This window comes from Massilia sp. 9096, assembly GCF_000745265.1.
Taxonomy (GTDB): Bacteria; Pseudomonadota; Gammaproteobacteria; order Burkholderiales; family Burkholderiaceae_D; genus Telluria.
In genome coordinates this window covers 3,283,204-3,306,568 of record NZ_JQNN01000001.1, presented here as the reverse complement: position 1 = coordinate 3,306,568, position 23,365 = coordinate 3,283,204, and the positions used below count along the sequence as shown (strand labels likewise).

The 23,365-nt window shown below is 64.7% G+C and carries 22 protein-coding genes, 1 other RNA gene and 1 pseudogene; 10 read left to right on the top strand and 14 right to left on the bottom strand.

What is annotated here, in order from left to right:
• Nucleotides 1-243: 243 nt before the first annotated feature.
• Nucleotides 244-1,890: a chaperonin GroEL gene (groL, locus tag FA90_RS14205; protein WP_036169738.1), complete on the bottom strand. Its 1,647-nt coding sequence runs from the start codon at nt 1,888-1,890 to the stop codon at nt 244-246.
• A 30-nt stretch (nt 1,891-1,920) separates the two neighbouring features.
• Nucleotides 1,921-2,211 carry a co-chaperone GroES gene (gene groES / locus FA90_RS14200; protein WP_036169735.1) on the bottom strand — a complete coding sequence of 97 codons (291 nt, stop codon included), beginning with the start codon at nt 2,209-2,211 and terminating at the stop codon, nt 1,921-1,923.
• A 348-nt stretch (nt 2,212-2,559) separates the two neighbouring features.
• Here groES and FA90_RS14195 point away from each other — a divergent pair, with 348 nt between their 5' ends.
• The 4 genes from FA90_RS14195 to FA90_RS14185 all read left to right on the top strand — a co-directional run bounded on the left by FA90_RS14195 (nt 2,560) and on the right by FA90_RS14185 (nt 4,076).
• Nucleotides 2,560-2,829 carry a hypothetical protein gene (locus tag FA90_RS14195; RefSeq protein ID WP_036169733.1) on the top strand — a complete coding sequence of 90 codons (270 nt, stop codon included), beginning with the start codon at nt 2,560-2,562 and terminating at the stop codon, nt 2,827-2,829.
• A complete protein-coding gene (locus FA90_RS14190; RefSeq protein ID WP_036169731.1) occupies nt 2,826-3,137 on the top strand; it encodes a cell division protein ZapA in 312 nt (103 codons plus the stop codon). The genes FA90_RS14195 and FA90_RS14190 overlap by 4 nt, the downstream gene beginning before the upstream one ends.
• Nucleotides 3,138-3,332: 195 nt before the next feature.
• Nucleotides 3,333-3,513, top strand: a non-coding RNA gene (gene ssrS / locus FA90_RS25745) — 6S RNA.
• A gap of 71 nt (nt 3,514-3,584) precedes the next feature.
• Nucleotides 3,585-4,076, top strand: a complete 492-nt coding sequence (locus tag FA90_RS14185; RefSeq protein ID WP_036169729.1) for an EVE domain-containing protein — start codon at nt 3,585-3,587, stop codon at nt 4,074-4,076.
• Between the two features lie 6 nt (nt 4,077-4,082).
• Here the strand turns inward: FA90_RS14185 and lgt are convergent, their stop codons facing one another.
• Together lgt and FA90_RS14175 are read right to left on the bottom strand one after the other, a co-directional pair.
• Nucleotides 4,083-4,898, bottom strand: a complete 816-nt coding sequence (lgt, locus tag FA90_RS14180) for a prolipoprotein diacylglyceryl transferase (protein WP_036169727.1) — start codon at nt 4,896-4,898, stop codon at nt 4,083-4,085.
• A gap of 1 nt (nt 4,899) precedes the next feature.
• Nucleotides 4,900-5,802, bottom strand: a complete 903-nt coding sequence (locus FA90_RS14175; RefSeq protein ID WP_036169724.1) for a LysR family transcriptional regulator — start codon at nt 5,800-5,802, stop codon at nt 4,900-4,902.
• Nucleotides 5,803-5,982: 180 nt separating this feature from the next.
• Between FA90_RS14175 and FA90_RS14170 the strand changes: the two genes are divergently transcribed.
• Entirely contained in the window at nt 5,983-8,226 is a 2,244-nt protein-coding gene (locus tag FA90_RS14170; protein ID WP_051972186.1) for a phosphocholine-specific phospholipase C, read from the top strand.
• Nucleotides 8,227-8,264: 38 nt separating this feature from the next.
• A complete protein-coding gene (locus FA90_RS14165) occupies nt 8,265-8,843 on the top strand; it encodes a PEP-CTERM sorting domain-containing protein (RefSeq protein ID WP_036169719.1) in 579 nt (192 codons plus the stop codon).
• Between the two features lie 31 nt (nt 8,844-8,874).
• Here the strand turns inward: FA90_RS14165 and FA90_RS14160 are convergent, their stop codons facing one another.
• The gene (locus tag FA90_RS14160) at nt 8,875-9,099 is read right to left on the bottom strand and encodes a TIGR04438 family Trp-rich protein (RefSeq protein WP_036169718.1); all 225 of its coding nucleotides are present in this window, start codon (nt 9,097-9,099) and stop codon (nt 8,875-8,877) included.
• A gap of 173 nt (nt 9,100-9,272) precedes the next feature.
• Between FA90_RS14160 and FA90_RS14155 the strand changes: the two genes are divergently transcribed.
• A complete protein-coding gene (locus FA90_RS14155; RefSeq protein WP_036169716.1) occupies nt 9,273-9,587 on the top strand; it encodes a c-type cytochrome in 315 nt (104 codons plus the stop codon).
• 125 nt (nt 9,588-9,712) lie between these two features.
• Here the strand turns inward: FA90_RS14155 and FA90_RS14150 are convergent, their stop codons facing one another.
• The 6 genes from FA90_RS14150 to folD form a co-directional block, all read right to left on the bottom strand.
• Nucleotides 9,713-10,864, bottom strand: a complete 1,152-nt coding sequence (locus FA90_RS14150; RefSeq protein ID WP_036169714.1) for a branched-chain amino acid ABC transporter substrate-binding protein — start codon at nt 10,862-10,864, stop codon at nt 9,713-9,715.
• A 153-nt stretch (nt 10,865-11,017) separates the two neighbouring features.
• Nucleotides 11,018-11,365 (bottom strand): hypothetical protein, encoded by a 348-nt coding sequence (locus tag FA90_RS14145; protein WP_036169711.1) that lies wholly within the window; start codon nt 11,363-11,365, stop codon nt 11,018-11,020.
• On the bottom strand, nt 11,362-11,787 hold the full coding sequence (locus FA90_RS14140; protein ID WP_036169709.1) for a DNA polymerase III subunit chi: 426 nt from the start codon (nt 11,785-11,787) through the stop codon (nt 11,362-11,364). The genes FA90_RS14145 and FA90_RS14140 overlap by 4 nt, the downstream gene beginning before the upstream one ends.
• A gap of 16 nt (nt 11,788-11,803) precedes the next feature.
• Nucleotides 11,804-12,529 carry a glutaredoxin family protein gene (locus FA90_RS25050; RefSeq protein ID WP_051971792.1) on the bottom strand — a complete coding sequence of 242 codons (726 nt, stop codon included), beginning with the start codon at nt 12,527-12,529 and terminating at the stop codon, nt 11,804-11,806.
• Nucleotides 12,530-12,563: 34 nt separating this feature from the next.
• Nucleotides 12,564-14,657 carry a M3 family metallopeptidase gene (locus FA90_RS14130; protein WP_036169706.1) on the bottom strand — a complete coding sequence of 698 codons (2,094 nt, stop codon included), beginning with the start codon at nt 14,655-14,657 and terminating at the stop codon, nt 12,564-12,566.
• A gap of 27 nt (nt 14,658-14,684) precedes the next feature.
• The gene (gene folD / locus FA90_RS14125) at nt 14,685-15,593 is read right to left on the bottom strand and encodes a bifunctional methylenetetrahydrofolate dehydrogenase/methenyltetrahydrofolate cyclohydrolase FolD (RefSeq protein ID WP_051971791.1); all 909 of its coding nucleotides are present in this window, start codon (nt 15,591-15,593) and stop codon (nt 14,685-14,687) included.
• 422 nt (nt 15,594-16,015) lie between these two features.
• On the opposite strand from folD, the gene aceE reads away from it, so the two are divergent.
• From aceE to lpdA, 3 genes and pseudogenes are all read left to right on the top strand, one after another.
• A complete protein-coding gene (aceE, locus tag FA90_RS14120; RefSeq protein ID WP_036169704.1) occupies nt 16,016-18,712 on the top strand; it encodes a pyruvate dehydrogenase (acetyl-transferring), homodimeric type in 2,697 nt (898 codons plus the stop codon).
• 88 nt (nt 18,713-18,800) lie between these two features.
• Nucleotides 18,801-20,134: pseudogene (aceF, locus tag FA90_RS14115) on the top strand (dihydrolipoyllysine-residue acetyltransferase).
• Nucleotides 20,135-20,146: 12 nt separating this feature from the next.
• A complete protein-coding gene (gene lpdA, locus FA90_RS14110) occupies nt 20,147-22,018 on the top strand; it encodes a dihydrolipoyl dehydrogenase (RefSeq protein WP_036169702.1) in 1,872 nt (623 codons plus the stop codon).
• A 218-nt stretch (nt 22,019-22,236) separates the two neighbouring features.
• On the opposite strand, the gene FA90_RS14105 is transcribed toward lpdA, so the two are convergent.
• From FA90_RS14105 to FA90_RS14100, 3 genes are read right to left on the bottom strand one after another with little or no spacing between them, the layout of a single operon-like run.
• Entirely contained in the window at nt 22,237-22,587 is a 351-nt protein-coding gene (locus FA90_RS14105; RefSeq protein WP_036169700.1) for a hypothetical protein, read from the bottom strand.
• Nucleotides 22,568-23,014: a CHAP domain-containing protein gene (locus FA90_RS25740; protein ID WP_197065302.1), complete on the bottom strand. Its 447-nt coding sequence runs from the start codon at nt 23,012-23,014 to the stop codon at nt 22,568-22,570. The genes FA90_RS14105 and FA90_RS25740 overlap by 20 nt, the downstream gene beginning before the upstream one ends.
• A gap of 18 nt (nt 23,015-23,032) precedes the next feature.
• Entirely contained in the window at nt 23,033-23,290 is a 258-nt protein-coding gene (locus FA90_RS14100; RefSeq protein WP_036169697.1) for a DUF6582 domain-containing protein, read from the bottom strand.
• Between the last annotated feature and the right edge of the window lie 75 nt (nt 23,291-23,365).

The window sequence follows — 23,365 nt, the reverse complement described above, 5'->3', positions numbered from 1 at the left end:
TTCGATTCGGTAGTGACGATGCGTTGGCGAGTCGGGCTGCGCGTGGCGGTCCGATCGTACGTACAAATGCAACCCGAGTATAAATCAGCATTGCCGCAAGGAAACCGGAAAAGTCGATATCCGATCCCGAGTGTTGCCTGGCTACATCGGAACATTGGCAGTGAATAAATGAAAAAGCCCGCAGGGCGCGAACCCTGCGGGCTTTCCGGTGCTACGGGTTGGCTGTGAGCCGACCGGCGTGAATTACATCATGCCGTCCATGCCCATGCCGCCCATGCCACCCATACCGCCCATGCCGCCGGCAGCCGGCTTGTCTTCGACGATCTCGGAGACCATGGCGTCGGTGGTCAGCATCAGGCCGGCGATCGACGCTGCGTTCTGCAGGGCCGAACGGGTGACCTTGGCCGGATCCAGCACGCCCATCTCGACCATGTCGCCATAGGTGCCGTTGGCGGCGTTGTAGCCGTAGTTGCCGGTGCCGCCCAGGACTGCCGAGACGACGACCGACGGCTCTTCGCCGGCGTTCTGGACGATCATGCGCAGCGGCTCTTCCATCGCGCGCAGCACGATCTTGATGCCGGCTTCCTGGTCAGGGTTGTCGCCCTTGACCTGGATCGATGCGCGGGCGCGCAGCAGGGCCACGCCGCCGCCCGGCACGATGCCTTCTTCGACGGCAGCGCGGGTGGCGTGCAGCGCGTCTTCCACGCGTGCTTTCTTCTCTTTCATCTCGACTTCGGTGGCTGCACCGACGCGGATCACGGCAACGCCGCCGGCCAGCTTGGCCACGCGCTCTTGCAGTTTTTCACGGTCGTAGTCCGAGGTCGCTTCTTCGATCTGCACGCGCACCATCTTGACGCGCGCTTCGATCGATTCGGCCTGGCCGGCGCCGTCGATGATGATGGTGTTTTCCTTGCCGACTTCGATGCGCTTGGCCTGGCCCAGTTCGGCCAGGGTGACTTTTTCCAGCGTCATGCCGACTTCTTCGGCGATCACCTGGCCGCCGGTCAGGATGGCGATGTCTTCCAGCATGGCCTTGCGACGGTCGCCGAAGCCCGGGGCTTTCACTGCGACGGTCTTCAGGATGCCGCGGATGTTGTTGACGACCAGGGTCGCCAGCGCTTCGCCTTCGATGTCTTCGGCGATGATGACCAGCGGACGGCCGGCCTTCGCAACTTGCTCCAGCACCGGCAGCAGGTCACGGATGTTGGCGATCTTCTTGTCGCACAGCAGGACGAACGGGCTTTCGTGAACGGCAACCTGCTTGTCCGGGTTGTTGATGAAGTACGGCGACAGGTAGCCGCGGTCGAATTGCATACCTTCGACGATGTCCAGCTCGTCGTTCAGCGACTTGCCGTCTTCGACGGTGATGACGCCTTCCTTGCCGACTTTTTCCATCGCCTCGGCGATGCGCTCGCCGACCGATGCGTCCGAGTTGGCCGAGATGGTGCCGACCTGGGCGATCTCTTTCGAGGTGGTGGTCGGCTTGGCGATTTTCTTCAGTTCTTCGACGGTGGCGGCGACGGCCTTGTCGATGCCGCGCTTCAGGTCCATCGGGTTCATGCCGGCGGCAACGAATTTCATGCCTTCGCGCACGATGGCTTGCGCCAGCACGGTCGCGGTGGTGGTGCCGTCACCGGCGTTGTCGCTGGTCTTGGAGGCGACTTCCTTCACCATCTGCGCGCCCATGTTCATGAGCTTGTCTTTCAGTTCGATCTCTTTTGCGACCGAGACGCCGTCCTTGGTGACGGTCGGGGCGCCGAACGAACGCTCGAGCACCACGTTGCGGCCTTTCGGGCCCAGGGTGACTTTGACTGCGTTGGCCAGGATGTTGACACCCTCGACCATCTTGGCGCGTGCTACGTCGCCGAACACTACATCTTTAGCTGCCATTTGTTATTTCTCCGTTCGTATTGGACTGGATTACTGGGCCACGACGGCCATGATGTCTTCTTCGCGCATGACCAGCAGCTCGTCGCCGTTGACCTTGACGGTCTGGCCCGAGTACTTGCCGAACAGGACGCGGTCGCCGACTTTGACTTCCAGCGGACGGACGTTGCCGTTTTCTTGGACTTTGCCGTTGCCCACGGCCAGCACTTCACCTTGATCCGGCTTCTCGGCGGCCGCATCAGGGATGATCAGGCCGGACGCAGTTTTGGTTTCCTGGTCGAGACGCTTCACGATAACGCGATCGTGCAATGGGCGAAGGTTCATGCAAAACTCCTTTTGGTTTGGACTGAATAAGACGATTCGGGAAAATTGTTAGCACTCCCCGCTAACGAGTGCTAATTATAGGGACGATAACACCCCATTTCAAGCCGCTGTCTTCGAGATTGACAAGACTTTTTTGAGAGTTATCAAGCGATGTTGTCGACTTGCCGCAATACCGAGACACGCAGCTTGTGCAGCCTGCCTCAAGCGATGGGACGTTCGCGATTGGCGAACACATAAGCCCGACAGACTACCACCTATCCGGCGGGGTGTGCGCACGATCGGTAGTCACGGTGCATAGGCAATCGTGATTCTGTTGACGGGGTATTCGACTCGATCCTATAGTTATGAATGATTTCCGAATTCCAAGACCTCTCCGATAAAATCGACCGGCTCGCCCAGCTGGCGCAATCGCTGCGCAGCGAGAACTATCTGCTGCGCCAGGCCAACGCGCTGCTCAGCGCCGAGAACGTCGATTTCAAGCACCGGCTGATCGAAGCCCAGCGCCGCGTCGAAGCGCTGCTGGTCCAGCTCGAGCCCCAGTCCGACGACAGCGCCGACGATGGCGCGGCCCCCGACGCTTCCGCGACCGACCTAGACATCAACGAGGCCAGCCGATGATCCAACTTGACGTCCTCATCATGGGCCAGTCCTACCGCCTGGCGTGCAAGGAAGGCGAGCAGAAGACGCTGCGCGAAGCCGTGCAATATCTCGACGGTAAGATGTGCGCCCTGCGCGACTCGGGCAAGGTCAAGGGCACCGACCGCATCGCCGTGATGGCCGCGCTGTCGGTGGCGGCAGAATTCCTGTCGGTCAAATCGCCGCAAGGGCCGCTGTCCGATCTGACCATCCTGGAAGTCAAGCACAAGCTGGACGCGATGCACCAGGTGCTGGACCAGGCCCTGGCGCCGCAAGGGAATTTGTCCTGACAAGAACCTCGCAAGCCTGCTGCGCGTTGCAATGGCGGTGGAGGCGCCGAGCCCTGCGAGGCGCCGCAGCGGCGCACCGGCTGTACGTCCGTACAGCTGCGCCTCTTGACCGCCATTGCTGCCGCTCGCGACGGTTTTCGAAGTCCTTGTGAACCGAATTCGTTTGACAAGGAAGTTCATCGTAGTAAACTGGCGTCTACCCTGCGGTGTTCGAGATTTGTCATATATTCCTTGAACCATTCATTCGCATAGGTTGCGGAATATGCTTGGTGGGCGCGATCGTCACTTGTCTGACGAACCCGAAATTGAGCTGACTGTGACCACCTTGAGCCTTTTGGTTCGGGATGCCGGCAATAACGGCACATGCGGGGCTACATTCCAGAAGCGGTTGCGACGCGTGCGCAACCGCTTTTTTATTTGTTTTTTTATTAGTCCATTGGAGTGTGCATGCGCTACTGGCTGATGAAATCCGAACCCGACGAAGTCAGTTTCGAAGACGTTCTGGCGGCGCCGCAACGCACGGTCGCCTGGTTCGGGGTACGCAACTACCAGGCCCGCAATTTCATGCGCGACCAGATGCAGGTCGGCGACGGCATCCTGTTCTACCACTCGAGCTGCGCCCTGCCGGGCGTGGCCGGCGTCGCGCGCGTCGCCAGCACGGCGTATCCGGATGCGTCGCAGTTCGATGCGGGCAGTCCGTATTTCGATCCGAAGGCGACGCCGGAGAATCCGCGCTGGATCTCGGTCGACGTGACGGCGGTGGCCCAGGGCCGCTACCTGCCCTTGACCGGGCTGCGCGGGGTGCCCGAACTGGAAGAGATGGTGCTGCTGCAGAAGGGCAGCCGGCTGTCGGTGTCCCCGGTCACGCCGGGGCAGTGGAACAAGATCCTGGAGATGGCCGGGATCGAGGCCGGGGCCGCGCTCGACACCGCGGCCTGAGTCCGCTCAAGCGTGGGCCGGCTGGCGGTTTCCGCTCGAATACGCCCAGAACAGCATGATGAGGCCGGCCACGATCATCGGCAGCGACAGCACCTGGCCCGAGGTGATCGGCAGGCCGAACACGTGGGTTTCCCAGTCGGGCACGCGGAACCATTCCGTGAAGAAGCGCGCGCAGCCGTACAGCGTGGTGTACAGCGCGCCCACGGCCAGGCGCGGACGCGGTTTGCGCGCGAAGATCCACATGATGACGAAGACCAGGATGCCGTCGATGAGCATCTGGTACAGCGGCGACGGATGCACCAGGTGATCGGTGATGCCCGGCCACTCCATGGCCCAGGGCAGCGAGGGATCGGCCATGCGGCCCGGCAGTTCGGCGTTGATGAAGTTGCCCAGGCGGCCGCAGGCATAGCCGATCGGCACCATCGGCGCGATGAAGTCGTACACGTCGAGCAGGTTGCGCTTGCGCTTGCTGGCCCACAGCGCCATCGCGATCAGCACGCCGATGAAGCCGCCGTGGTAGGACATGCCGCCATGCCAGGTTTGCAGGATCTCGAGCGGGTGCGAGAAATAATAGTCGGGGCGGTAGAACAGCACCTCGCCCAGGCGCCCGCCGATCACGACGCCGAGCATCCCGTAGAACAGCATGTCGTCGAGGTCGGAATTGGTCCAGCCCTGCGCCTGCACATGCGGCTGGGTACGGATGCGCACACGCCCCAGGATGATGAACAGGGCAAAGGCCAGCACGTACATGATGCCGTACCAATGGATGTCGACGGGGCCAATGCTGAACGCGATCGGATTCGGTCGCGGATGATGAATCATATTAAGTTGTCCTCAGTAATTCCAGAAAGCCCTCGAGCACCGGCGACGGATTATCGCGGCGCCATGCGATGCCGGTTTCGACCAATGGTGTCGGGCCGGCGAGGGCACGGTATTCTACGCCCGGGCGCATCAGGTTGCAGACCGATTGTGGCACAAGTGCCAAGCCCATGCCGGCCGACACGAGGCTGACGATGGTCTGCATCTGGATCGCCTGCTGGCCGATCGCGGGCGCCAGCCCGGCCGCATGGAAGCACGACAGGATGGCGTCGTGCAGTCCCGGCGACACCTCGCGCGGGAAGATGATCAGCGGCAGGTGCGGCAGGTCCTGCAGGCGCACGGGTGCATCCGTGCCCGCGCCCGCGCGCGCGAGCAGGCCGCCCGGCGCGCACAGCACCAGCGGCTCCTCGAGCACCTTCATGTAGTCGAGTTCGGCCTGGGCCTTGTCCGGCAGCGGCGGAATCAGGAGGCCGGCGTCGATGCGGCCGGCCAGCAGTTCCTCGATCTGCACGTCCGAGGTCGCTTCCTGCAGGCGCAGGTGCACGCCCGGGTAGCGTTCGCTGTAGCGGCGCAGGAAGGGCGGCAGCACGCTGTAGTCGGCCGAGGTGACGAAGGCCAGCGCCAGGCGGCCGGTTTCGCCCAGCGCGGCGCGGCGCGCCAGCGCGGGCAGGGCGGAAGCCTCGAGCAGCAGGCGGCGCGCTTCCGGCAGCAGGGCGTGGCCGGCCGGCGTCAGTTCGACCATGCGCCGGTTGCGCATGAACAGCGGCGTGCCGAGACCCTCCTCGAAAGCGGCGATCGCCTGCGACAGCGGCGGCTGCGTCATGTGCAGGCGCGCCGCCGCGCGGCCGAAGTGCAATTCCTCGGCGACGGTGACGAAATAGCGCAGCTGGCGCAGCTCGAGGTTCATGCGATGGCGTGAGTGACGGGTCCGTGAGTCGCACAGGATATCACGGCACTCGTCACTGGCCGGACTTCCTAAACTTCCGGTGTTCGATTCGATTGTCATTCCATCGTCACACAGCCGATCTAGGCTGGCGAGGCCAACCATTGATATCGCCATAGCAACATCAACCTCCTGGATCGAATGATGACTTCACGACGGAAATTCCTACTCGGCGGCGCCCGCGCGGGCGTCGCAGCCGCAACGTATGCCGCCTTCCCGGCCTCCATCCAACGCGCGCTGGCCATTCCCGCCAACAACGCAACCGGTACCATCAGAGATGTCGAGCACGTGGTGATCCTGATGCAGGAAAACCGTGCGTTCGACCATTATTTCGGCACCCTTGCCGGCGTGCGCGGCTTCGGCGACCGCTTTCCGATTCCATTGACGGAGGGGCGCACGGTATGGCAGCAACGCCTGGCGAACGGCAGCGTGGTGATGCCGTTCCACCTCGATGGCAGCATCGGCAACGCGCAGCGGGCCAGCGGCACGCCGCATGACTGGAACGACAGCCAGCTGGCCTGGGACAACGGCCGCATGGACCAGTGGCCGCGCTACAAGAACCCGATTTCGATGGGCTACTTCAACCAGAACGAGATTCCATTCCAGTTCGCCCTGGCCAACGCGTTCACGCTGTGCGACGCCTACCATTGCGGCATGCATACCGGGACCGACGCCAACCGCTCGTTCTTCATCAGCGGGACGAACGGGGCGGTCCCTACCGGCACGGCTTTCGTGACCAACGAGTGGGACGCCATCGACGGCCTGGCCGGCGGCGTCGAGACCGGCTACACCTGGACCACGTATGCCGAGCGCCTCGAGGCCACCGGCGTGAGCTGGATCAGTTATCAGAACATGCCCGACGAATGGGGCGACAACATGCTTGGCGCATTCCGCCAGTTCAAGCGCGCCAACGTCAACTCGGGCTACCCGGTCTCCAGCGGCGGCGCGCCGGGCAAGCCCTACACCAATACCGGCCAGGCCGTGCCCTACCATGCCTACGATGCGGCCACCGACAACGTCAACAACCCGCTCTACAAAGGGATCGCGAACACGCTGCCCGGCGCCGAGCCCGAGCGCTACCTGGATGCCTTCAAGCGCGATATTCGCGAAGGCAAGTTGCCGCAGGTGTCATGGCTCAATGCACCGTCCATCTACTGCGAACATCCCGGCCCATCCAGCCCGGTGCAAGGGGCGTGGTTCATCCAGGAAGTGCTCGACGCATTGACGGCCAATCCCGATGTGTGGAGCAAGACCGTGCTGATCGTGACCTATGACGAGAACGACGGCTATTTCGACCACGTGCCTTCGCCGTCCGCGCCTTCGCCCGATGGCCGCGGCGGCCACGCCGGCAAAACCACGCTGGCGCAGGCCGACCTGGCGGCCGAGTACTACACGCATGGCCACCCGGCCGGCAGCACCAAGCAGCCGCCCGCGGACGGACGCGTCTACGGACCCGGTCCGCGCGTGCCGCTGTTCGTGATCTCGCCCTGGAGCCGTGGCGGCTGGGTCAACTCGCAAGTCTTCGATCACACGTCGGTACTGCGTTTCCTCGAGGCCCGTTTCGGCGTCAAGGAGACCAATATCAGCGCCTACCGGCGCGCCGTCTGCGGCGACCTGACGAGCGCCTTCAACTTCGCCACCCCGAATGCCGAAGCGCTGCCGGTGCTCCAGGGCCGCAAGGACCGGAGCCAGGCCGACGCCTTGCGCGCGGCCCAGCAGAAACTGGCGCAAATACCGCCACCGGCATCGCCGCAGTTGCCGGTGCAGGCGATCGGCACGCGGCCCTCGCGCGCGCTGCCGTACGAACTGGCGACCATCTGCGAAGTGCAGCCCGGCGCCACGATGGCGGCCGTGCAGGTCGCGCTGAATTTCATCAACACCGGGCGCCAGGCGGCGGTGTTCCACGTCTACGACCGCAAGAACCTGGCGGCCATCCCGCGCCGCTACGTCGTCGAGCCCGGCAAATCGCTGGCGGATGCGTGGGCACCCGCGGTGGGAGGCGGGTACGACTTGTGGGTACTCGGGCCGAACGGCTACCACCGCCATTTCACCGGGAGTGCGCTGCGCGCTGTCGCCGCGGGCCAGCCGCGGCCCGACGTGCAGGTGCGCTGCGACGCCGGCACCGGTGAGCTGGTGCTGCGCCTCATCAATGGCGGCGCGGCGCCGTGCACGTTCAATCTCGCCGCGAACGCTTATGCGCCGCTCAGGCAGCAGCAGACGCTCGCGCCGCGCAGCGAATCCATCGTGCGTATTCCGGTGGCGGGCAACGGCTACTGGTACGACTTCAGCGTCACGGTGTCGAGCCAGCCGGACTACGTGCGGCGGTTTGCCGGACGTGTCGAAACCGGAAGGCATACGGTCAGCGACCCGGCGCTGGGCCTGGCTTGAACCGTCTCCCTTCATATCAAGAGGATAAGAGGATTCCCATGCATACCATCATCCGTAGCGTCGCCATGAGCGCGATCATCTCCCTGTACGCACCGTTCGCCGCGGCGACCGTGCTGACCTTCGACGACATCGTCGGCCCCGACGACATCGCCGCCGTCCCCGGCAATTATGGCGGATTGGACTGGTCGGCGTCCGGCCTGTCCGTCTTCACCAGCGCGCAGGCGCCGTTTGCTGCCCATTCCGGTGCGGGCCGCGTCACCACCGACTGGATCGACGGCGGGCCGGCCGCCAGTACCATCCGCTTCCTGGCGCCCGCGGTCTTCGACGGCGCCTGGTTCTCCGGCTACGGCGACAGCAGCGTACGCTTCGACCTGTATGCCGGAGGCCGGCTGGTTGCCACTTCCACCGCGCTCCAGCTGTCGGACACGCCGGCATTCCTGGCCACCGGCTGGGACGGCGCCATCGACGCCGTCGTCGTTTCGAGCGGCGCGCAAGCGTCGTACGTCATGGACGATTTCAGCTTCGGACCTGCCATGCAGGTGCCCGAACCGGGTTCGCTGGCCCTGGTCCTGGCCGGACTCGGATGTGCCGGCGCCGTGCGCAGGCGCCGTTCCTGAAGCGTCTTTTGCGGCAATGCGCCGCGGGGAGTTATTTGCGCTTGCCGAAACTCTTCGCCAGCCTTTCCTTGCGGCGTTTCTCGTCGTCGGCGTGCAGCTTCTTCTTGTCCAGGCCCAGCATCTTTTCGATGAACTCGAACCAGATGAAGGCGAGCGCCATCAGGGCGACGATCCACCACCAGGACAGCTGGGCGAAGCGCCAGACTTCGAAGAAGCGCAGGACGACGAAAGTGGCGATCAGGAGGATCAGGGGCATGGGGGGATTCCTTTCACGTTCGATGATACCGGATCGGTGTTGTAGGGCAATAAAAAGGCGGCGGGGTCAACCAAAACGTCGCGTGGCCGTTACGGAAAGGTGTGGTCCGCCCCCGCGATTGTGAATCCGGCTACAATCGGACTTTGACCCAGCTTTCAATTGGAGAAAACGTAATGAAACGGTCCCTGATGTTGTTGACGGCGGTTTCCGCCCTGGCCTCGACGGGCGCTTTCGCGCAGGATGCGTCGGCCCTGGCGAAATCCAAGAACTGCCTCGCATGCCACTCGGTGCAAACCAAGCTGGTCGGTCCGGCCTACAAGGATGTGGCGGCGAAATACGCCGGTCAGAAGGGCATCGAGGACAAGCTGGTGCAAAAGGTCATGAAGGGCAGCGTGGGCGCCTGGGGCCAGGTCCCGATGCCCGCCAACCCGCAGGTCAGCGAAGCCGAGGCGCACACGCTGGTCAAGTGGGTCCTGGCGCAGAAATAACCGTCCAGACGGCGGAGCATTTTCCGCCGCGATGAAAAAAGCGCGCCTGGCGTAACGCCGGCGCGCTTTTGTTTTATACGGCGCAGGGTTCATGCGGCGCCAGGCCGGCGCCGCATCCAGCATGTTTAACGCACCACGTCCAGCTTGGTGCGCTTGCCGCCGCGGTAAGTAAACAGCGTCAGCGCGCCATCCTTGATGTCGCCGTTCTGGTCGAACTGGATGGTGCCGGTCACACCCTCGTACTTGATGGCTTTCAAGGCGGGTAAATACTTGGCCGGATCGGCCGATTTGGCGTTCTGCATCGCGGTCGCCATCACCATCACCGAGTCGTACACATAGGGCGCATACAGCTGCACGTCCATGTTGAACTTCTTGCGGTAGCGCGCGCGGAAATCCTCCATCGCCTTTTCCTGCGGTCCCTTGACACCGCCCGCTTCGGCGCACACCACCTTGTCGTCGCCGAGGCCGTCGCCGGCCAGGCGGCCGAGCGCGTCGGTGCACATGCCGTCGCCGCCCATGACCTTGGCGGTGATGCCGAGCGCCTTCATCTGCTTGAGCATCGGCCCGGCCACCGAATCCATGCCGCCGAAGAAGATCAGGTCCGGCTTCTTGGCCTTGATCGAGGTCAGGATCGCGGTGTAGTCGGTCGCGGTGGCGCTGGTGAATTCGCGTCCGACCACGCGCACGCCCGGCGCGCCGCGCACGCCCTTGACGAATTCGTCGGCGACGCCCTGGCCGTAGGTGGTGCGGTCGTCGATGATCGCGATGGTCTTGGCGTTCAGGGTGCCGGTGGCGTACTTGCCGAGCACGCTGCCCAGTTTGGTGTCGCTGGCAACCGTGCGGAACGCGCCCGGGAAGTGCTGGCGCGTGTACACCGGCGCGGTGGTGGCCGGCGAAATCTGCACGATGCCGGCGTCGTTGTAGATCTTCGATGCGGGCACGGTGGTGCCCGAGTTCAGGTGGCCGACCACGCCGTTGACCTTGGCGTCGACCAGCTTCTGTGCGACCGCCGTGCCTTGCTTGGGATCGGCGCCGTCGTCTTCCGAGACCAGCTGCAGCGTGACTTTCTGGCCGTTGATGGTGAAACCCTTGGCGTTGAGTTCGTCGATCGCCATGCGCGCGGCGTTCTCGTTATCCTTGCCGAGGTGGGCGCTGGGACCGGAGATCGGCGACACCTGGCCGATCTTGACGACCTGCTGCGCGCTGGCTTCGCTTGCGGCGGCGAAGGCGAGGGCGGTCGCGAGGGCGACGGGGATGAGTCGGATGCTGACCTGCATTTATCTTCTCCAAGTGTTTGCGCCAGGCAAAAGGTACATCAATTTGCCGGGCTCGCAAAGCGGAGAAGGATGGGAAGCAACAGGCGTCGCCGCGGTGCACGGCGGCGGTGCAGCGCTGCGCCAGAACGGGCGCCGCGAGCGGCGAAAACGAGCTCAGCTGGTGCGCAGATGCGCCAGCTCCTGCGCCACCGCGCGCGCGACCACGTCCTCGACGGTCTGCTGCAGGCCGGCGCGCAGCTCGGAAGCCAGGCGCGCCACCACGTGGTCGAGCACCGGCGCCATGCCGGATCGCACCTGGTCTTCGAGCGCCAGTTCGACCCGGTCCTGCAGGCGGTCGAGCACGCGTGCGACCAGGCGCTCCTCGAGCGCGCGCCAGGCATCGTCGCCGGGCGCGGCGGCTTCCAGCACAGGCGCCGCATCGGTCGCATCGGCCGGCGCGGCGGCCGGCACGACTTCGGTCAGCACCGGGATGCTTTCGTCGTAGGCAGGCGTCACGCTCACGATTGCCCCGCCACGAAGTGGGTCAGCTCGAATTGCTGGCGCTTGTAGGCGACGTAGCGCGCGCGGCCGGCGGCGGCGTCTTCCTCGTCGGTCGAGATGATCTCGAACACGCGCGCGAAGCTGTCGAAGCCGGCCGGCGTGCGGCGCGTCAGGTTGACCAGCATCTCGCGGTGCGGCAGCTCGGCGTTTTCATCCGCGGTGACGATGACCGGCGTCTCCCCGGCCAGCGGGTCGCCGGCCATCACGTGCGGAATGAAGTCGGTGCTCGACAAGGTCCAGAGGGCATCGTTGAGCTCGGCAGCCTGGGCCGGGCTCTCGGCCAGCAGCACCAGCTTGGCGCGCGACGCATAGGCCTTGCGCGCCAGGCGGCAGGCATAGCCGAGCTTGTCGGGGATATTGGTATGGAAATCGATCCGGGTCATAAGCTCGCGAGTCGGTTCAGAACTGGAAATCGGGTGGCGCATTGCCGGCCGGCTTGGCCCGTCCTTGCGTACGCGGCTGGGCGGCCTGGGCCTGGGCGGCGTCCGGCGGCGCCTTGATCCTGGCGCGCACCGGACCGCCCGGCGTGCCCGCGGCCGCGGGCGGGGCGGCCGGCTCGGGCGGATCGAAGCGGTAGCCGGACGGCAGCATCGACTGGCGCGGGTAGGACGCCGAATCGAGCGCTTCCTGCCAGCCGGCGGCCTGGAAGCCGACCACCTGGCGCGTGCCGACCAGCAGCAGCGGCAGCTCGTCCTTGCCGGTCTGGCGCCGCTGGGCCTGCTGGTCATCCTGGGTGCTGACGGTTTTTTCGGTGAAGGGCACGCCGCGCGCACGCAGCAGGCTGCGGCCCTGGTCGCAGGCGCCGCACCCGGCCGTGGTGTACAGCGTGACCGGGTGCTGCAGCACGGCGCGCGTCAGTTCGTACGGCATCGCCGATCCGGCCGGCGCCGGCGCCGGCTTGCCGGCCACCTGCAGCGTTTGCGCGCCCTGCGGTGGCGGGGTGTCGCCGTAGTGGAGCTGGCCTTTGGCGTCCTTCCACTTGTAGACCTGGGCTTGCGCGGCGGCCGCGCCGGCGGCCACCAGCAGCGCCAGGCCGATCAGGGCGGCGGCGGTACGCCAGGCGCCGCCGTGGCCACGGTCGTGCCTGGCGTACAGCTGGCTACTGTGTCGATGCTCACGTCTCATGCCGCCTCCGCGGTCGGCTCGCTGCGAGCCGGGTTCAAGCCGCCATGCCGTTGTGGCGCAGCAGGGCGTCGATCTGCGGTTCGCGGCCGCGGAAGGCCTTGAACGATTCGAGCGCCGGACGCGAGCCGCCCACCGACAGGATCTCGCGGTGGAAGCGCTCGCCGGTCTGGTCCAGCAGCTCGCCGCCGCCGGCTTCGACCGCTTCTTCGAAGGCCGCATACGCGTCCGCCGACAGCACTTCCGCCCACTTGTAGCTATAGTACCCCGCCGCATAGCCGCCGGCAAAGATATGGCCGAACGAGTGCTGGAAGCGGTTGAACGAGGGCGGAATGAATACCGCGAACTTGCTGCGCACGTCGTCGACCAGCTGCTGCACGGTCTGCTGGCTGTTCGGGTCGAAGTCGTAGTGCAGGTGCATGTCGATCAGCGAGAACTCGACCTGGCGCAGCGTCTGCACGCCGGACTGGAAGTTTTTCGCCGCCAGCATCTTCTCGTACAGTTCGCGCGGCAGCGGCTCGCCGGTCTTGACGTGCGCGGTCATGCCCTGCAGGACGTCCCACTCCCAGCAGAAGTTTTCCATGAACTGCGACGGCAGCTCGACCGCATCCCATTCGACGCCCGAGATGCCCGACACGCTCAGCTCGTCGACTTCGGTCAGCATGTGGTGCAGGCCGTGGCCGAACTCGTGGAACAGCGTGGTGACTTCGTCGTGCGTGAACAGCGAGGGCTGCAGCTGGCCGTCGGCGTCCTTGGCCGGCGGCGTGAAGTTGCAGGTCAGGTAGGCGATCGGCGTCTGCACGATGCCACCCGTGGCCAGGCGGCGCCCGCGCGCGTCGTCCATCCAGGCGCCCTGGCCCTTGCCGGGGCGGGCGTACAAGTCGAGGTAGAACTGGCCGATGAGCTGGCCGTCCTTCTCGATGCGGAAGAACCGCACGTCCGGATGCCAGACCGGGGCCGCGTCCGGCGCGATCGTCACGCCGAACAGCTTGGAGATCAGGCCGAACAGGCCGGCCACGACCTTGTGCTCGGGGAAATACTGCTTCACTTCCTGGGCCGAGAAGGCGTAGCGCTTCTCGCGCAGCTTTTCCGAGGCGTAGGCGACGTCCCAGGCCTGGATCTCGGCCAGGCCCAGCTCGTCCTTGGCAAAGGCGCGCAGTTCCGCGAGATCTTTTTCCGCGTACGGGCGGGCGCGGCGCGCGAGGTCTTCCAGGAACTCGATCACGTGTTCCGGCGTTTCGGCCATCTTCGGTTCGAGCGAGACGTCGGCGAAGCTGCGGAAGTCGAGCAGCTTGGCTTCCTCGTCGCGCAGCTTCAGGAGCTGGGCGATGTTGCCGGTGTTGTCCCACTTTTCCGCCTCGGAGAACACCACACCCATCTCGGACGCCTTGGTGGCGTTGGCGCGGTAGATCTGTTCGCGCAGCGCGCGGTTGTCGGCGAACTGCAGGATCGGGAAGTAGGACGGGAAGTGCAGGCTGAACTGCCAGCCGGTCTTGCCGTCGCGCTCGGCCGCGGCCTTCGCCGCGCCCTTGACGTCGTCCGGCAGGCCGGCCAGTTCCGATTCGTCCTCGACCAGCAGTTTATAGTCGTTGGTCGCGTCCAGCACGTTTTCCGAGAAGCGCGTCGACAGCCTGGCCTGCTCTTCCTGGATCTCGGCGAAGCGCTCCTTCTGCTTTTCCGGCAGCTCGGCGCCGCCCAGGCGGAAGTCGCGCAGCGCGTTCTCGACGATACGCTTGCGCGCCGGGCTCAGGGTCGCGAATTCGGGGCTGGCGTGCAGCTGCTTGTATTTGCCGAACAGTGCTTCGTTCTGGCCCAGTTCGGTCCAGAACTCGGTCACCTTCGGCTGGTTTTCGTTGTAGACGGCGCGCAGTTCCGGCGAGTCCATCACGTGGTTCAAGTGGTTGACCACGCCCCAGGCGCGGCCCAGGCGCTCGGTCGCTTCCTCGAGCGGCACCACGAAGTTGTCCCAGCTGACCGCGTCGGCGGCGGCCGGGGCCTCGACCTGTTGAACGACCTGGCGAGCATCGGCGATCAGCTGTTCGATCGCCGGCGTCACGTGCTCGGGGCGGATCGCGTCGAAACGGGGTAGACCGGAAAAATCGAGGAGAGGATTGCTGGTGTCGATGCTCATGGTGTTCCTTTCTGGTTCAAACTCAGTTCAAACAAGGCCCGGCTGCGGGATCATTCCCGCGCCAGGGCCAGGCTTTTCTTGATTCTTGGCAAGCCCGCGCTCCGCGGACTCGAGTGTATTCATCAGCAGCATGGTAATCGTCATCGGACCGACGCCACCCGGCACCGGCGTAATGTGCGAGGCCACCGGGGCCACGCTGTCGAAGTCGACGTCGCCGCACAGCTTGCCTTCGTCGTTGCGGTTGATGCCGACGTCGATCACGATCGCGCCCGGCTTGACCATGTCGCCGGTCAGCGTGTTGCGGCGGCCGACCGCGGCGACGACGACGTCGGCCTGGCGGGTGTGATAGCCCAGGTCCGGCGTCCCGCTATGGCATATGGTCACGGTGGCGTTGGCTTGCAAGAGCAACAGCGCCATCGGCTTGCCGACCGTGTTCGAACGGCCGATCACGACCGCGTGCTTGCCGCGCAGGTCGTAGCCGGTCGATTCGATCAGCTTCATGCAGCCGTACGGCGTGCAGGGGCGGAAACCGGGCAGGTTGGCGACCAGTTCGCCGGCCGACAGTACCGAGTAGCCGTCGACGTCCTTGCTCGTGGCGATCGCTTCGATGACTTTCGATGCATCGATGTGTTTCGGCAGCGGCATCTGGACCAGGATGCCGTGGATCGCCGGGTCTTCGTTCAATGCGGCGATGCGCGCCAGCAGGTCCGCTTCCGGCAGGTCGGCTTCGTATTTCTCGAGCACCGAATGAAAGCCGACGTCGCCGCAGGCCTTCACCTTGTTGCGCACGTAGACGTGGCTGGCGGGATCGTCGCCGGCGATGATCACGGCCAGGCCGGGCTGCTTGCCCTGGGCGGTGAGAGTGGCGGCGCGCGCGGCGATATCGGCGCGCAGTTGTTTGGAAAGTTGGACTCCGTCGATCAATTGGGCGGGCATGGCAGGACTCGTCGGCTGGACAAAATGGCGATTATAAGCGCGCGCCCCCTTGCGCGTCCGTGATCTCATGTCGGCCATGCCGTTATGTCCGATATCGCGCGCCGCTTCCCGGCGTTCCTCGTCATATTGACGGACGTGCTTGTATCGGCCGGTGGCGCCGTGGGCGACACCAATAGTCGAGCTTGTTTTGGCGCTTGCTGCGTGGCATGCAGATTCGCTGGATTTCGCCGGCTCGCCTGCCGGATCGATGCCGGTCGCATTCGCCATTTCCATATTATGAAATCGAATATCGTATTTTGAAAAACGGGTGCGCCGCTGGTAAAATCGATAGGCTTTATCTTAGGGATAGCCTTTCTGCCACCAAACGTCCGCGCAGCGAAGTCGAGGATCGGGTGGGGCACCACACTCAAGGAGACGTAGCAATGTCAGCTCAACTCGACCAGTTGACGGCCCAGGCCGCCAATGATCCGGATTCGATCGAGACCAAGGAATGGCTCGACGCCCTCGAAGCCGTGATCGAATTCGAAGGCACCGATCGTGCGCACTACCTGCTGGAGCGCCTGGTCGACCTCGCGCGCCGCCGCGGCACGCAGATGCCGTTCTCCAGCAACACCGCTTACGTGAACACCATCCCGACGCACCTCGAAGAGCACTGCCCGGGCAACCTCGAATACGAAGAGCGCCTGCGCTCGTGGATGCGCTGGAACGCGATGGCGATGGTCGTCAAGGCCAACCGCTTCGACGGCGACCTCGGCGGCCACCTGTCCTCGTTCGCCTCGCTGGCCAACATGCTGGGCATCGGCTTCAACCACTTCTGGCACGCCCCGACCGAAAACCACGGCGGCGACCTGCTGTACATCCAGGGTCACTCCTCGCCGGGCGTCTACGCGCGCGCCTTCCTGGAAGGCCGCCTGTCCGAAGACCAGCTGCTGCACTTCCGCCGCGAAGTCGACGGCAAGGGCCTGTCGTCGTACCCGCACCCGAAACTGATGCCGAATTTCTGGCAGTTCCCGACCGTCTCGATGGGCCTGGGCCCGCTGATGGCGATCTACCAGGCGCGCTTCCTGAAGTACCTGCAGGCGCGCAGCATCGCCGAGACCGACAACCGCAAGGTCTGGGTCTTCTGCGGCGACGGCGAGATGGACGAGCCGGAATCGATGGGCGCGATCGGCATGGCCGGCCGCGAGAAGCTCGACAACCTGGTGATGGTCGTCAACTGCAACCTGCAGCGCCTGGACGGTCCGGTGCGCGGCAACGGCAAGATCATCCAGGAGCTGGAATCGGACTTCCGCGGCGCCGGCTGGAACGTCGTCAAGGTCATCTGGGGCCCGGGTTGGGACAACCTGCTGGCCAAGGACAAGGACGGCATCCTGCAGCGCGTGATGATGGAAACCGTCGACGGCGAATACCAGAACTACAAGGCCAAGGACGGCGCCTACGTGCGCAAGCACTTCTTCGGCAAGCACCCCGAGCTGCTCAAGATGGTCGCCAACATGACCGACGACGACATCTGGCGCCTGACCCGCGGCGGCCACGACCCGCACAAGATCTACGCCGCCTTCAAGAACGCGCAGGAAAACAAGGGTTCGCCGACCGTCCTGCTGGTCAAGACCGTCAAGGGCTTCGGCATGGGCAAGTCGGGCGAGGCGCGCAACACCGCGCACCAGACCAAGAAGCTGGACGACGAAGCCATCCGCGAAATGCGCGACCGCTTCGCGATCCCGATCCCGGACGACAAGCTGGCCGATATCCCGTTCTTCAAGCCGGCCGACGATTCGCCTGAAATCAAGTACCTGCACGAGCGCCGCGCGGCCCTCGGCGGCTATCTGCCGTCGCGCCGCGAACACGCCGACGAGACCCTGGCCGTGCCGCCGCTGTCGACCTTCAAGGCCGTCACCGACCCGACCGCCGCCGGCCGCGAGATCTCGACCACCCAGGCTTACGTGCGCACCATCACCGCGCTGCTCAAGGACAAGGAAATCGGCCAGCGCATCGTGCCGATCCTGGTCGACGAATCGCGTACCTTCGGCATGGAAGGCCTGTTCCGCCAGATCGGTATCTTCAACCAGCAGGGCCAGCTGTACGAACCGGTCGACAAGGACCAGGTGATGTACTACCGCGAAGACAAGGCTGGCCAGATCCTGCAAGAGGGTATCAACGAAGCGGGCGGCATGTGCTCGTGGATCGCCGCGGCGACGTCGTACTCGACGAACAACCGCGTGATGATCCCGTTCTACACCTTCTACTCGATGTTCGGCATGCAGCGCGTCGGCGACCTGGTCTGGCTGGCCGGCGACATCCGTGCGCGCGGCTTCCTGATGGGCGGTACGGCAGGGCGCACCACGCTGAACGGCGAAGGCCTGCAGCACGAGGACGGTCACAGCCACATCATCGCGGCGACCATCCCGACCTGCCTGCCGTACGACCCGACCTACGGCCACGAAGTGGCGGTGATCATCCAGGACGGTCTGCGCCGCATGGTGGAGAAGCAGGAAGATGTGTTCTACTACATCACCATCATGAACGAGAACTACCCGCAGCCGGGCCTGAAGGAAGGCCAGGAAGAGGGCATCCTCAAGGGCATGTACCTGTTGCGCGAAGGCCAGGCCGGCACCGCCAACCGCGTCCAGCTGATGGGTTCGGGCACGATCCTGCGCGAGTCGGAGCACGCCGCCGAGCTGCTGTTGAACGACTGGGGCATCGCCGCCGACATCTGGTCCTGCCCGTCGTTCACGCTGCTGGCGCGCGATGGCCAGGAAGCCGACCACTGGAACCTGCACAACCCGACCCAGGAAGCGCGTCTGCCGTACGTGACGCAGCAACTGAAGGGCACGCAAGGTCCGATCGTCGCGACCACCGACTACATGCGCATGTTCGCCGAGCAGATCCGCGCCTACATCCCGAACGGCCGCACCTACAAAGTGCTGGGCACCGACGGCTACGGCCGTTCGGACACCCGCGAAGCACTGCGCGACTTCTTCGAGGTGAACCGTTACTACATCACGGTCGCCGCACTGAAGTCGCTGGCCGAGGAAGGCAAGATCCCGGTCCAGGCCGTGGCCGACGCGATCGCCAAGTACGGCATCACCGCGGACAAGCCGTATCCCCCGACCGTGTAATGCTCACGTGTTGAAACGACGCCGCCCCGCGCCCATGCGCGTGGGCGGCGTACGATTGAGCTGATAAATAAGAACGGAGCTACCGAACATGAGCATTGTGGAAGTCAAAGTCCCCGACATCGGCGACTTCAAGGAAGTGGAAGTCATCGAGCTGATGGTCAAGCCGGGCGACACGATCAAGGTCGACCAGTCGCTGGTGACCGTCGAGTCGGACAAGGCCAGCATGGAAATCCCGTCCAGCCATGCGGGCGTCGTGAAGGAATTGAAAATCAAGGTTGGCGACAAGGTGGGCGAAGGCTCGCTGCTGCTGATGCTGGAAGAAGCCGAAGGCGCGAGCGCGCCGGCGGCGGCTCCGGCTGCCGCGCCGGCGCCGGCCGCAGCGCCCGCACCGGCCCCGGCCCCGGCCCGGCCCCGGCCGCCGCACCGGCTCCGGCGCCGGCCGCAGCTGCCCCGGCAGCCGCCGCGGGATCGCCGGCCGGCCCGGCCCCGAGCTTCGCCACCGCCCACGCCTCGCCGTCCGTGCGCAAGTTCGCGCGCGAGCTGGGCGTCGACCTGAACAAGGTCAAGGGTTCCGGCGCCAAGGGCCGCATCACCCAGCAGGACGTGCAGGGCTTCGTGAAGTCGGCGCTGGCCGCCGGCCCGACCGCCGCGCCGGCTGCAGCCGGTGGCGGCGCAGGCATGAACCTGCTGCCGTGGCCGTCGCTGGACTTCAGCAAGTTCGGCCCGACCGAAACCCAGCCGCTGTCGCGCATCAAGAAGATCAGCGGCCAGAACCTGCATCGCAACTGGGTGATGATCCCGCACGTGACGCAGTTCGAAGAAGCCGACGTGACCGACCTGGAAGCCTTCCGCGTCGACTCGAACGCCGCCTACGCCAAGGCCAAGTCGCCGACCAAGCTGACCATGCTGGCCTTCGTGATCAAGGCGTCGGTCTCGGCACTGAAGAAGTTCCCGGCGTTTAACGCGTCGCTGGACGAGCCGAACGGCCAGCTGATCCTCAAGCAGTATTACAACATCGGCTTCGCCGCCGACACACCGAACGGTCTGGTGGTCCCGGTCATCAAGGACGCCGACAAGAAATCGGTCTCGCAGATCGCCGCCGAAATGGGCGAGCTGTCCGCGCAGGCGCGCGAAGGCAAGCTGTCGCCGTCGAACATGCAGGGCGCGACCTTCACGATCTCGTCGCTGGGCGGCATCGGCGGCACCGCGTTCACGCCGATCATCAACGCACCGGAAGTGGCGATCCTGGGCCTGTCCAAGTCGGCCACCAAGCCGGTGTGGGACGGCTCGGCGTTCCAGCCGCGCCTGATGCTGCCGCTGTCGCTGTCGTACGACCACCGCGTGATCGACGGCGCCGCCGCCGCCCGCTTCGCGGCCTACCTGGCCGACGTGCTGGCCGACCTGCGCAAGACGCTGCTGTAAGGAGCCGACCCCATGAGCATTATCGAAGTCAAAGTCCCGAATATCGGCGATTTCAAGGACGTCGAGATCATCGAACTGATGGTCAAGCCGGGCGACACCATCAAGGTCGACCAGTCGCTGGTCACCGTGGAGTCCGACAAGGCCAGCATGGAGATTCCGTCTACCCACGCCGGCGTCGTGCAGGAACTGAAGGTCAACGTCGGCGACAAGGTGAACGAAGGTTCGCTGCTGCTGACGATTTCGGAAGAGGCGGGTGCGGGTTCTTCGGCGCCTGCCGCTGCTCCGGCCGCCCCGGCCGCGGGCGCGCCGTCGGACAAGCCTGCCGCCCAGATCGGCGCGCAGGCCGTGGCCCCGACCGCAGCCGCCGGCCCGACCGACTCGTACGCGCCGGCCCACAAGCTGGATGCGGCCACGCCGAACTCGGTGCCGGCGCCGAACGCGGCCAGCTACGACGGCCCGGTCGACGTCGAATGCGAAATGATGGTGCTGGGCGCGGGTCCGGGCGGCTACTCGGCCGCCTTCCGCTCGGCCGATCTCGGCATGAACACCGTGCTGGTCGAGAAGTACGCGAGCCTGGGCGGGGTCTGCCTGAACGTCGGCTGCATCCCGTCCAAGGCGCTGCTGCACGTGGCGCACATCATGGACGAGACCGCGCACATGGCCGATCTCGGCGTATCCTTCGCCAAGCCGCAAGTCGACATCGACAAGCTGCGCGCGTACAAGGACGGCGTGATCAAGACCATGACCGGCGGCCTGGCCGGCATGGCCAAGGGCCGCAAGGTCAACGTGGTGCAGGGCGTCGGCAAGTTCCTGAGCCCGAACCACATCGAAGTGACCGCCGCCGACGGCGCCAAGAAGGTCGTCAAGTTCCAGAAGGCGATCATCGCGGCCGGTTCCTCGGTCGTGAAACTGCCGTTCGTGCCGGAAGATCCGCGCATCGTCGATTCGACCGGCGCGCTGGAACTGCGCCAGGTCCCCAAGCGCATGCTGGTCATCGGCGGCGGCATCATCGGCCTGGAAATGGCGACCGTGTACTCGACGCTGGGTGCCCGCATCGACGTGGTCGAGATGATGGACGGCCTGATGCAGGGCGCCGACCGCGAGGCCGTCAAGGTCTGGCAGAAGTACAACGCGCACCGCTTCGACAACATCATGTTGAAGACCAAGACCGTCGGCGTGGAAGCGCTGCCGGAAGGGATCAAGGTCACGTTCGAGTCGGCCGACGCCGGCCAGCCTGCGCCAGCGCCGCAGACCTACGACCTGGTGCTGGTGGCCGTCGGCCGCAGCCCGAACGGCAAGAAGATCGGCGCGGAAGCAGCCGGTGTCGCGGTGACCGACCGCGGCTTCATCGGCGTGGACGGCCAGATGCGCACCAACGTGCCGCACATCTTCGCGATCGGCGACCTGGTCGGCCAGCCGATGCTGGCCCACAAGGCGGTGCATGAAGCCCACGTCGCTGCCGAAGCCGCGCACGGCGAGAAGGCCTTCTTCGACGCCAAGGTGATCCCGTCGGTGGCCTACACCGATCCGGAAGTGGCGTGGGTCGGCTTGACCGAAGAGGAAGCCAAGCAGCAGGGCGTCAAGGTCGAGAAGGGCCACTTCCCGTGGGCCGCCTCGGGCCGCGCGGTGGCCAACGGCCGTCCGGAAGGCTTCACCAAGCTGCTGTTCGACGCCGAGACGCACCGCATCGTCGGCGGCACCATCGTCGGCACCAGCGCCGGCGACATGATCGGCGAGATCGCGCTGGCGATCGAGATGGGCGCGGACGGCACCGACATCGGCAAGACCATCCACCCGCACCCGACGCTGGGCGAGTCGATCGGCATGGCCGCCGAGGTGTACGAAGGCGTCTGCACGGACTTGCCGCCGCCGCGCAAGCGTTGATCGGGGCTGTCAGCTGGATCTGAAAACCGGGACCGTGTGTCCCGGTTTTTTTATGGGATTTTTTGCGACAACATCTTCACGAGAGAGGATGGATCGGGCATGCGGTAGATGACATCAGTAATCTTTGGAGTCCCGCCGATTCGCTTGATTTGGAAATCGATCTTCGTTTTCGTCTGGTCTACTGGGTTGATAAATGTAACGGACACCTTTCCTGGGGCTCATGCCGTGATTTCGAGATCAGACACAAGCGGATCCTGGGAGGCGAATAGCAGATCGAAGTCGAGATTGCAGATGCCTTGATATTTGACTTCGCAGGCGGCGTTCTGGAGCAATAAGTCGGCCAGCGCGGGCGCGAAATACTGTTCGAGCGCGCGTCTGTTCAGATGACTGACGTCCTGGCCAAACAAGTCGGGCTGGCCTGTCATCGCTTGCCAGGCGAAATCCTCGTACAGTTTCGCGACCACGGCCGTCTCGGGATCTGCTTTCGCGGCGACAGCCATGCCGGTCCATCCAATTGCTGCAGCGGCCACTACGAGCGCACTAAGCTGTTTAACGGCGATAGACGACATAACCGGGTTTCTTCTTTTCATATGCCGGGCCTGGCCAGAAGCTTCTCTGGACGAAGTCCGATACCCATCCCTTTCCATCGTAACCGGCAATGTGACCGGCTGGATTCCCATGGCCGGTCGGCTGCATTACGACAATGTCACCTTCTTGGAATTGGAATTTGTCCGGATCGTCAACCGTGATCGCGTGAAAGCCATTACTCAACAGCGTTAGTCCATATTGCTTGGCAAACGTAGGATGACCTGTCGTATCGGCTCCGCCGGCTTCTAGCGCTCTACGTACGAATTTCGCACAGCTCGACTGACTGTGCTTACCCGCATGAGTGCGCAAATGGGAGGAAAACTTGTGTTTATCGTTAAGGTTGGCTTCATTACCACGTCGCCATGCATCGGCTCCGTGACCCAAGTGACATAAATTAGCCTCACTCATGCGTTGCGACTACGCGGCTCAATGCTCGTCTTTCTTGCCGCTCCCCACTTCGCGCCAGTCGCTTTCATTCATTTCCACGTCAAACTTCTTTGCCGCGGCGCGAATGCGTTTCCATGCCTCGTCCCGCTCGTGGTCCGTGACGTCCTTGACCTGGTCGAAACGCGCGATGGCGTTGCGTACGTGGCTGGCGTCTTCCAGCGGTTCCTTGCGCTGCTTGGGAAAAGCGAATTGTCGGGTGGAGATGTCGTCCCGGTCTTCCTGGTCCAGTTTGCTCATGCGGCCTCCTCGATAGCTTGTGAATCGGTCCGATGATTATGCGCGTTCGACGCGATTGGCAGCGCCTGACTGACC

Bases quoted from the DNA above. Each gene is read 5' to 3' on its own strand.
- groL (WP_036169738.1), bottom strand. From the start codon at position 1,890: ATGGCAGCTAAAGATGTAGTGTTCGGCGACGTAGCACGCGCCAAGATG.
- groES (WP_036169735.1), bottom strand. From the start codon at position 2,211: ATGAACCTTCGCCCATTGCACGATCGCGTTATCGTGAAGCGTCTCGAC.
- FA90_RS14195 (WP_036169733.1), top strand. From the start codon at position 2,560: ATGATTTCCGAATTCCAAGACCTCTCCGATAAAATCGACCGGCTCGCC.
- FA90_RS14190 (WP_036169731.1), top strand. From the start codon at position 2,826: ATGATCCAACTTGACGTCCTCATCATGGGCCAGTCCTACCGCCTGGCG.
- FA90_RS14185 (WP_036169729.1), top strand. From the start codon at position 3,585: ATGCGCTACTGGCTGATGAAATCCGAACCCGACGAAGTCAGTTTCGAA.
- lgt (WP_036169727.1), bottom strand. From the start codon at position 4,898: ATGATTCATCATCCGCGACCGAATCCGATCGCGTTCAGCATTGGCCCC.
- FA90_RS14175 (WP_036169724.1), bottom strand. From the start codon at position 5,802: ATGAACCTCGAGCTGCGCCAGCTGCGCTATTTCGTCACCGTCGCCGAG.
- FA90_RS14170 (WP_051972186.1), top strand. From the start codon at position 5,983: ATGACTTCACGACGGAAATTCCTACTCGGCGGCGCCCGCGCGGGCGTC.
- FA90_RS14165 (WP_036169719.1), top strand. From the start codon at position 8,265: ATGCATACCATCATCCGTAGCGTCGCCATGAGCGCGATCATCTCCCTG.
- FA90_RS14160 (WP_036169718.1), bottom strand. From the start codon at position 9,099: ATGCCCCTGATCCTCCTGATCGCCACTTTCGTCGTCCTGCGCTTCTTC.
- FA90_RS14155 (WP_036169716.1), top strand. From the start codon at position 9,273: ATGAAACGGTCCCTGATGTTGTTGACGGCGGTTTCCGCCCTGGCCTCG.
- FA90_RS14150 (WP_036169714.1), bottom strand. From the start codon at position 10,864: ATGCAGGTCAGCATCCGACTCATCCCCGTCGCCCTCGCGACCGCCCTC.
- FA90_RS14140 (WP_036169709.1), bottom strand. From the start codon at position 11,787: ATGACCCGGATCGATTTCCATACCAATATCCCCGACAAGCTCGGCTAT.
- FA90_RS25050 (WP_051971792.1), bottom strand. From the start codon at position 12,529: ATGAGACGTGAGCATCGACACAGTAGCCAGCTGTACGCCAGGCACGAC.
- FA90_RS14130 (WP_036169706.1), bottom strand. From the start codon at position 14,657: ATGAGCATCGACACCAGCAATCCTCTCCTCGATTTTTCCGGTCTACCC.
- folD (WP_051971791.1), bottom strand. From the start codon at position 15,593: ATGCCCGCCCAATTGATCGACGGAGTCCAACTTTCCAAACAACTGCGC.
- aceE (WP_036169704.1), top strand. From the start codon at position 16,016: ATGTCAGCTCAACTCGACCAGTTGACGGCCCAGGCCGCCAATGATCCG.
- lpdA (WP_036169702.1), top strand. From the start codon at position 20,147: ATGAGCATTATCGAAGTCAAAGTCCCGAATATCGGCGATTTCAAGGAC.
- FA90_RS14105 (WP_036169700.1), bottom strand. From the start codon at position 22,587: ATGTCGTCTATCGCCGTTAAACAGCTTAGTGCGCTCGTAGTGGCCGCT.
- FA90_RS25740 (WP_197065302.1), bottom strand. From the start codon at position 23,014: ATGAGTGAGGCTAATTTATGTCACTTGGGTCACGGAGCCGATGCATGG.
- FA90_RS14100 (WP_036169697.1), bottom strand. From the start codon at position 23,290: ATGAGCAAACTGGACCAGGAAGACCGGGACGACATCTCCACCCGACAA.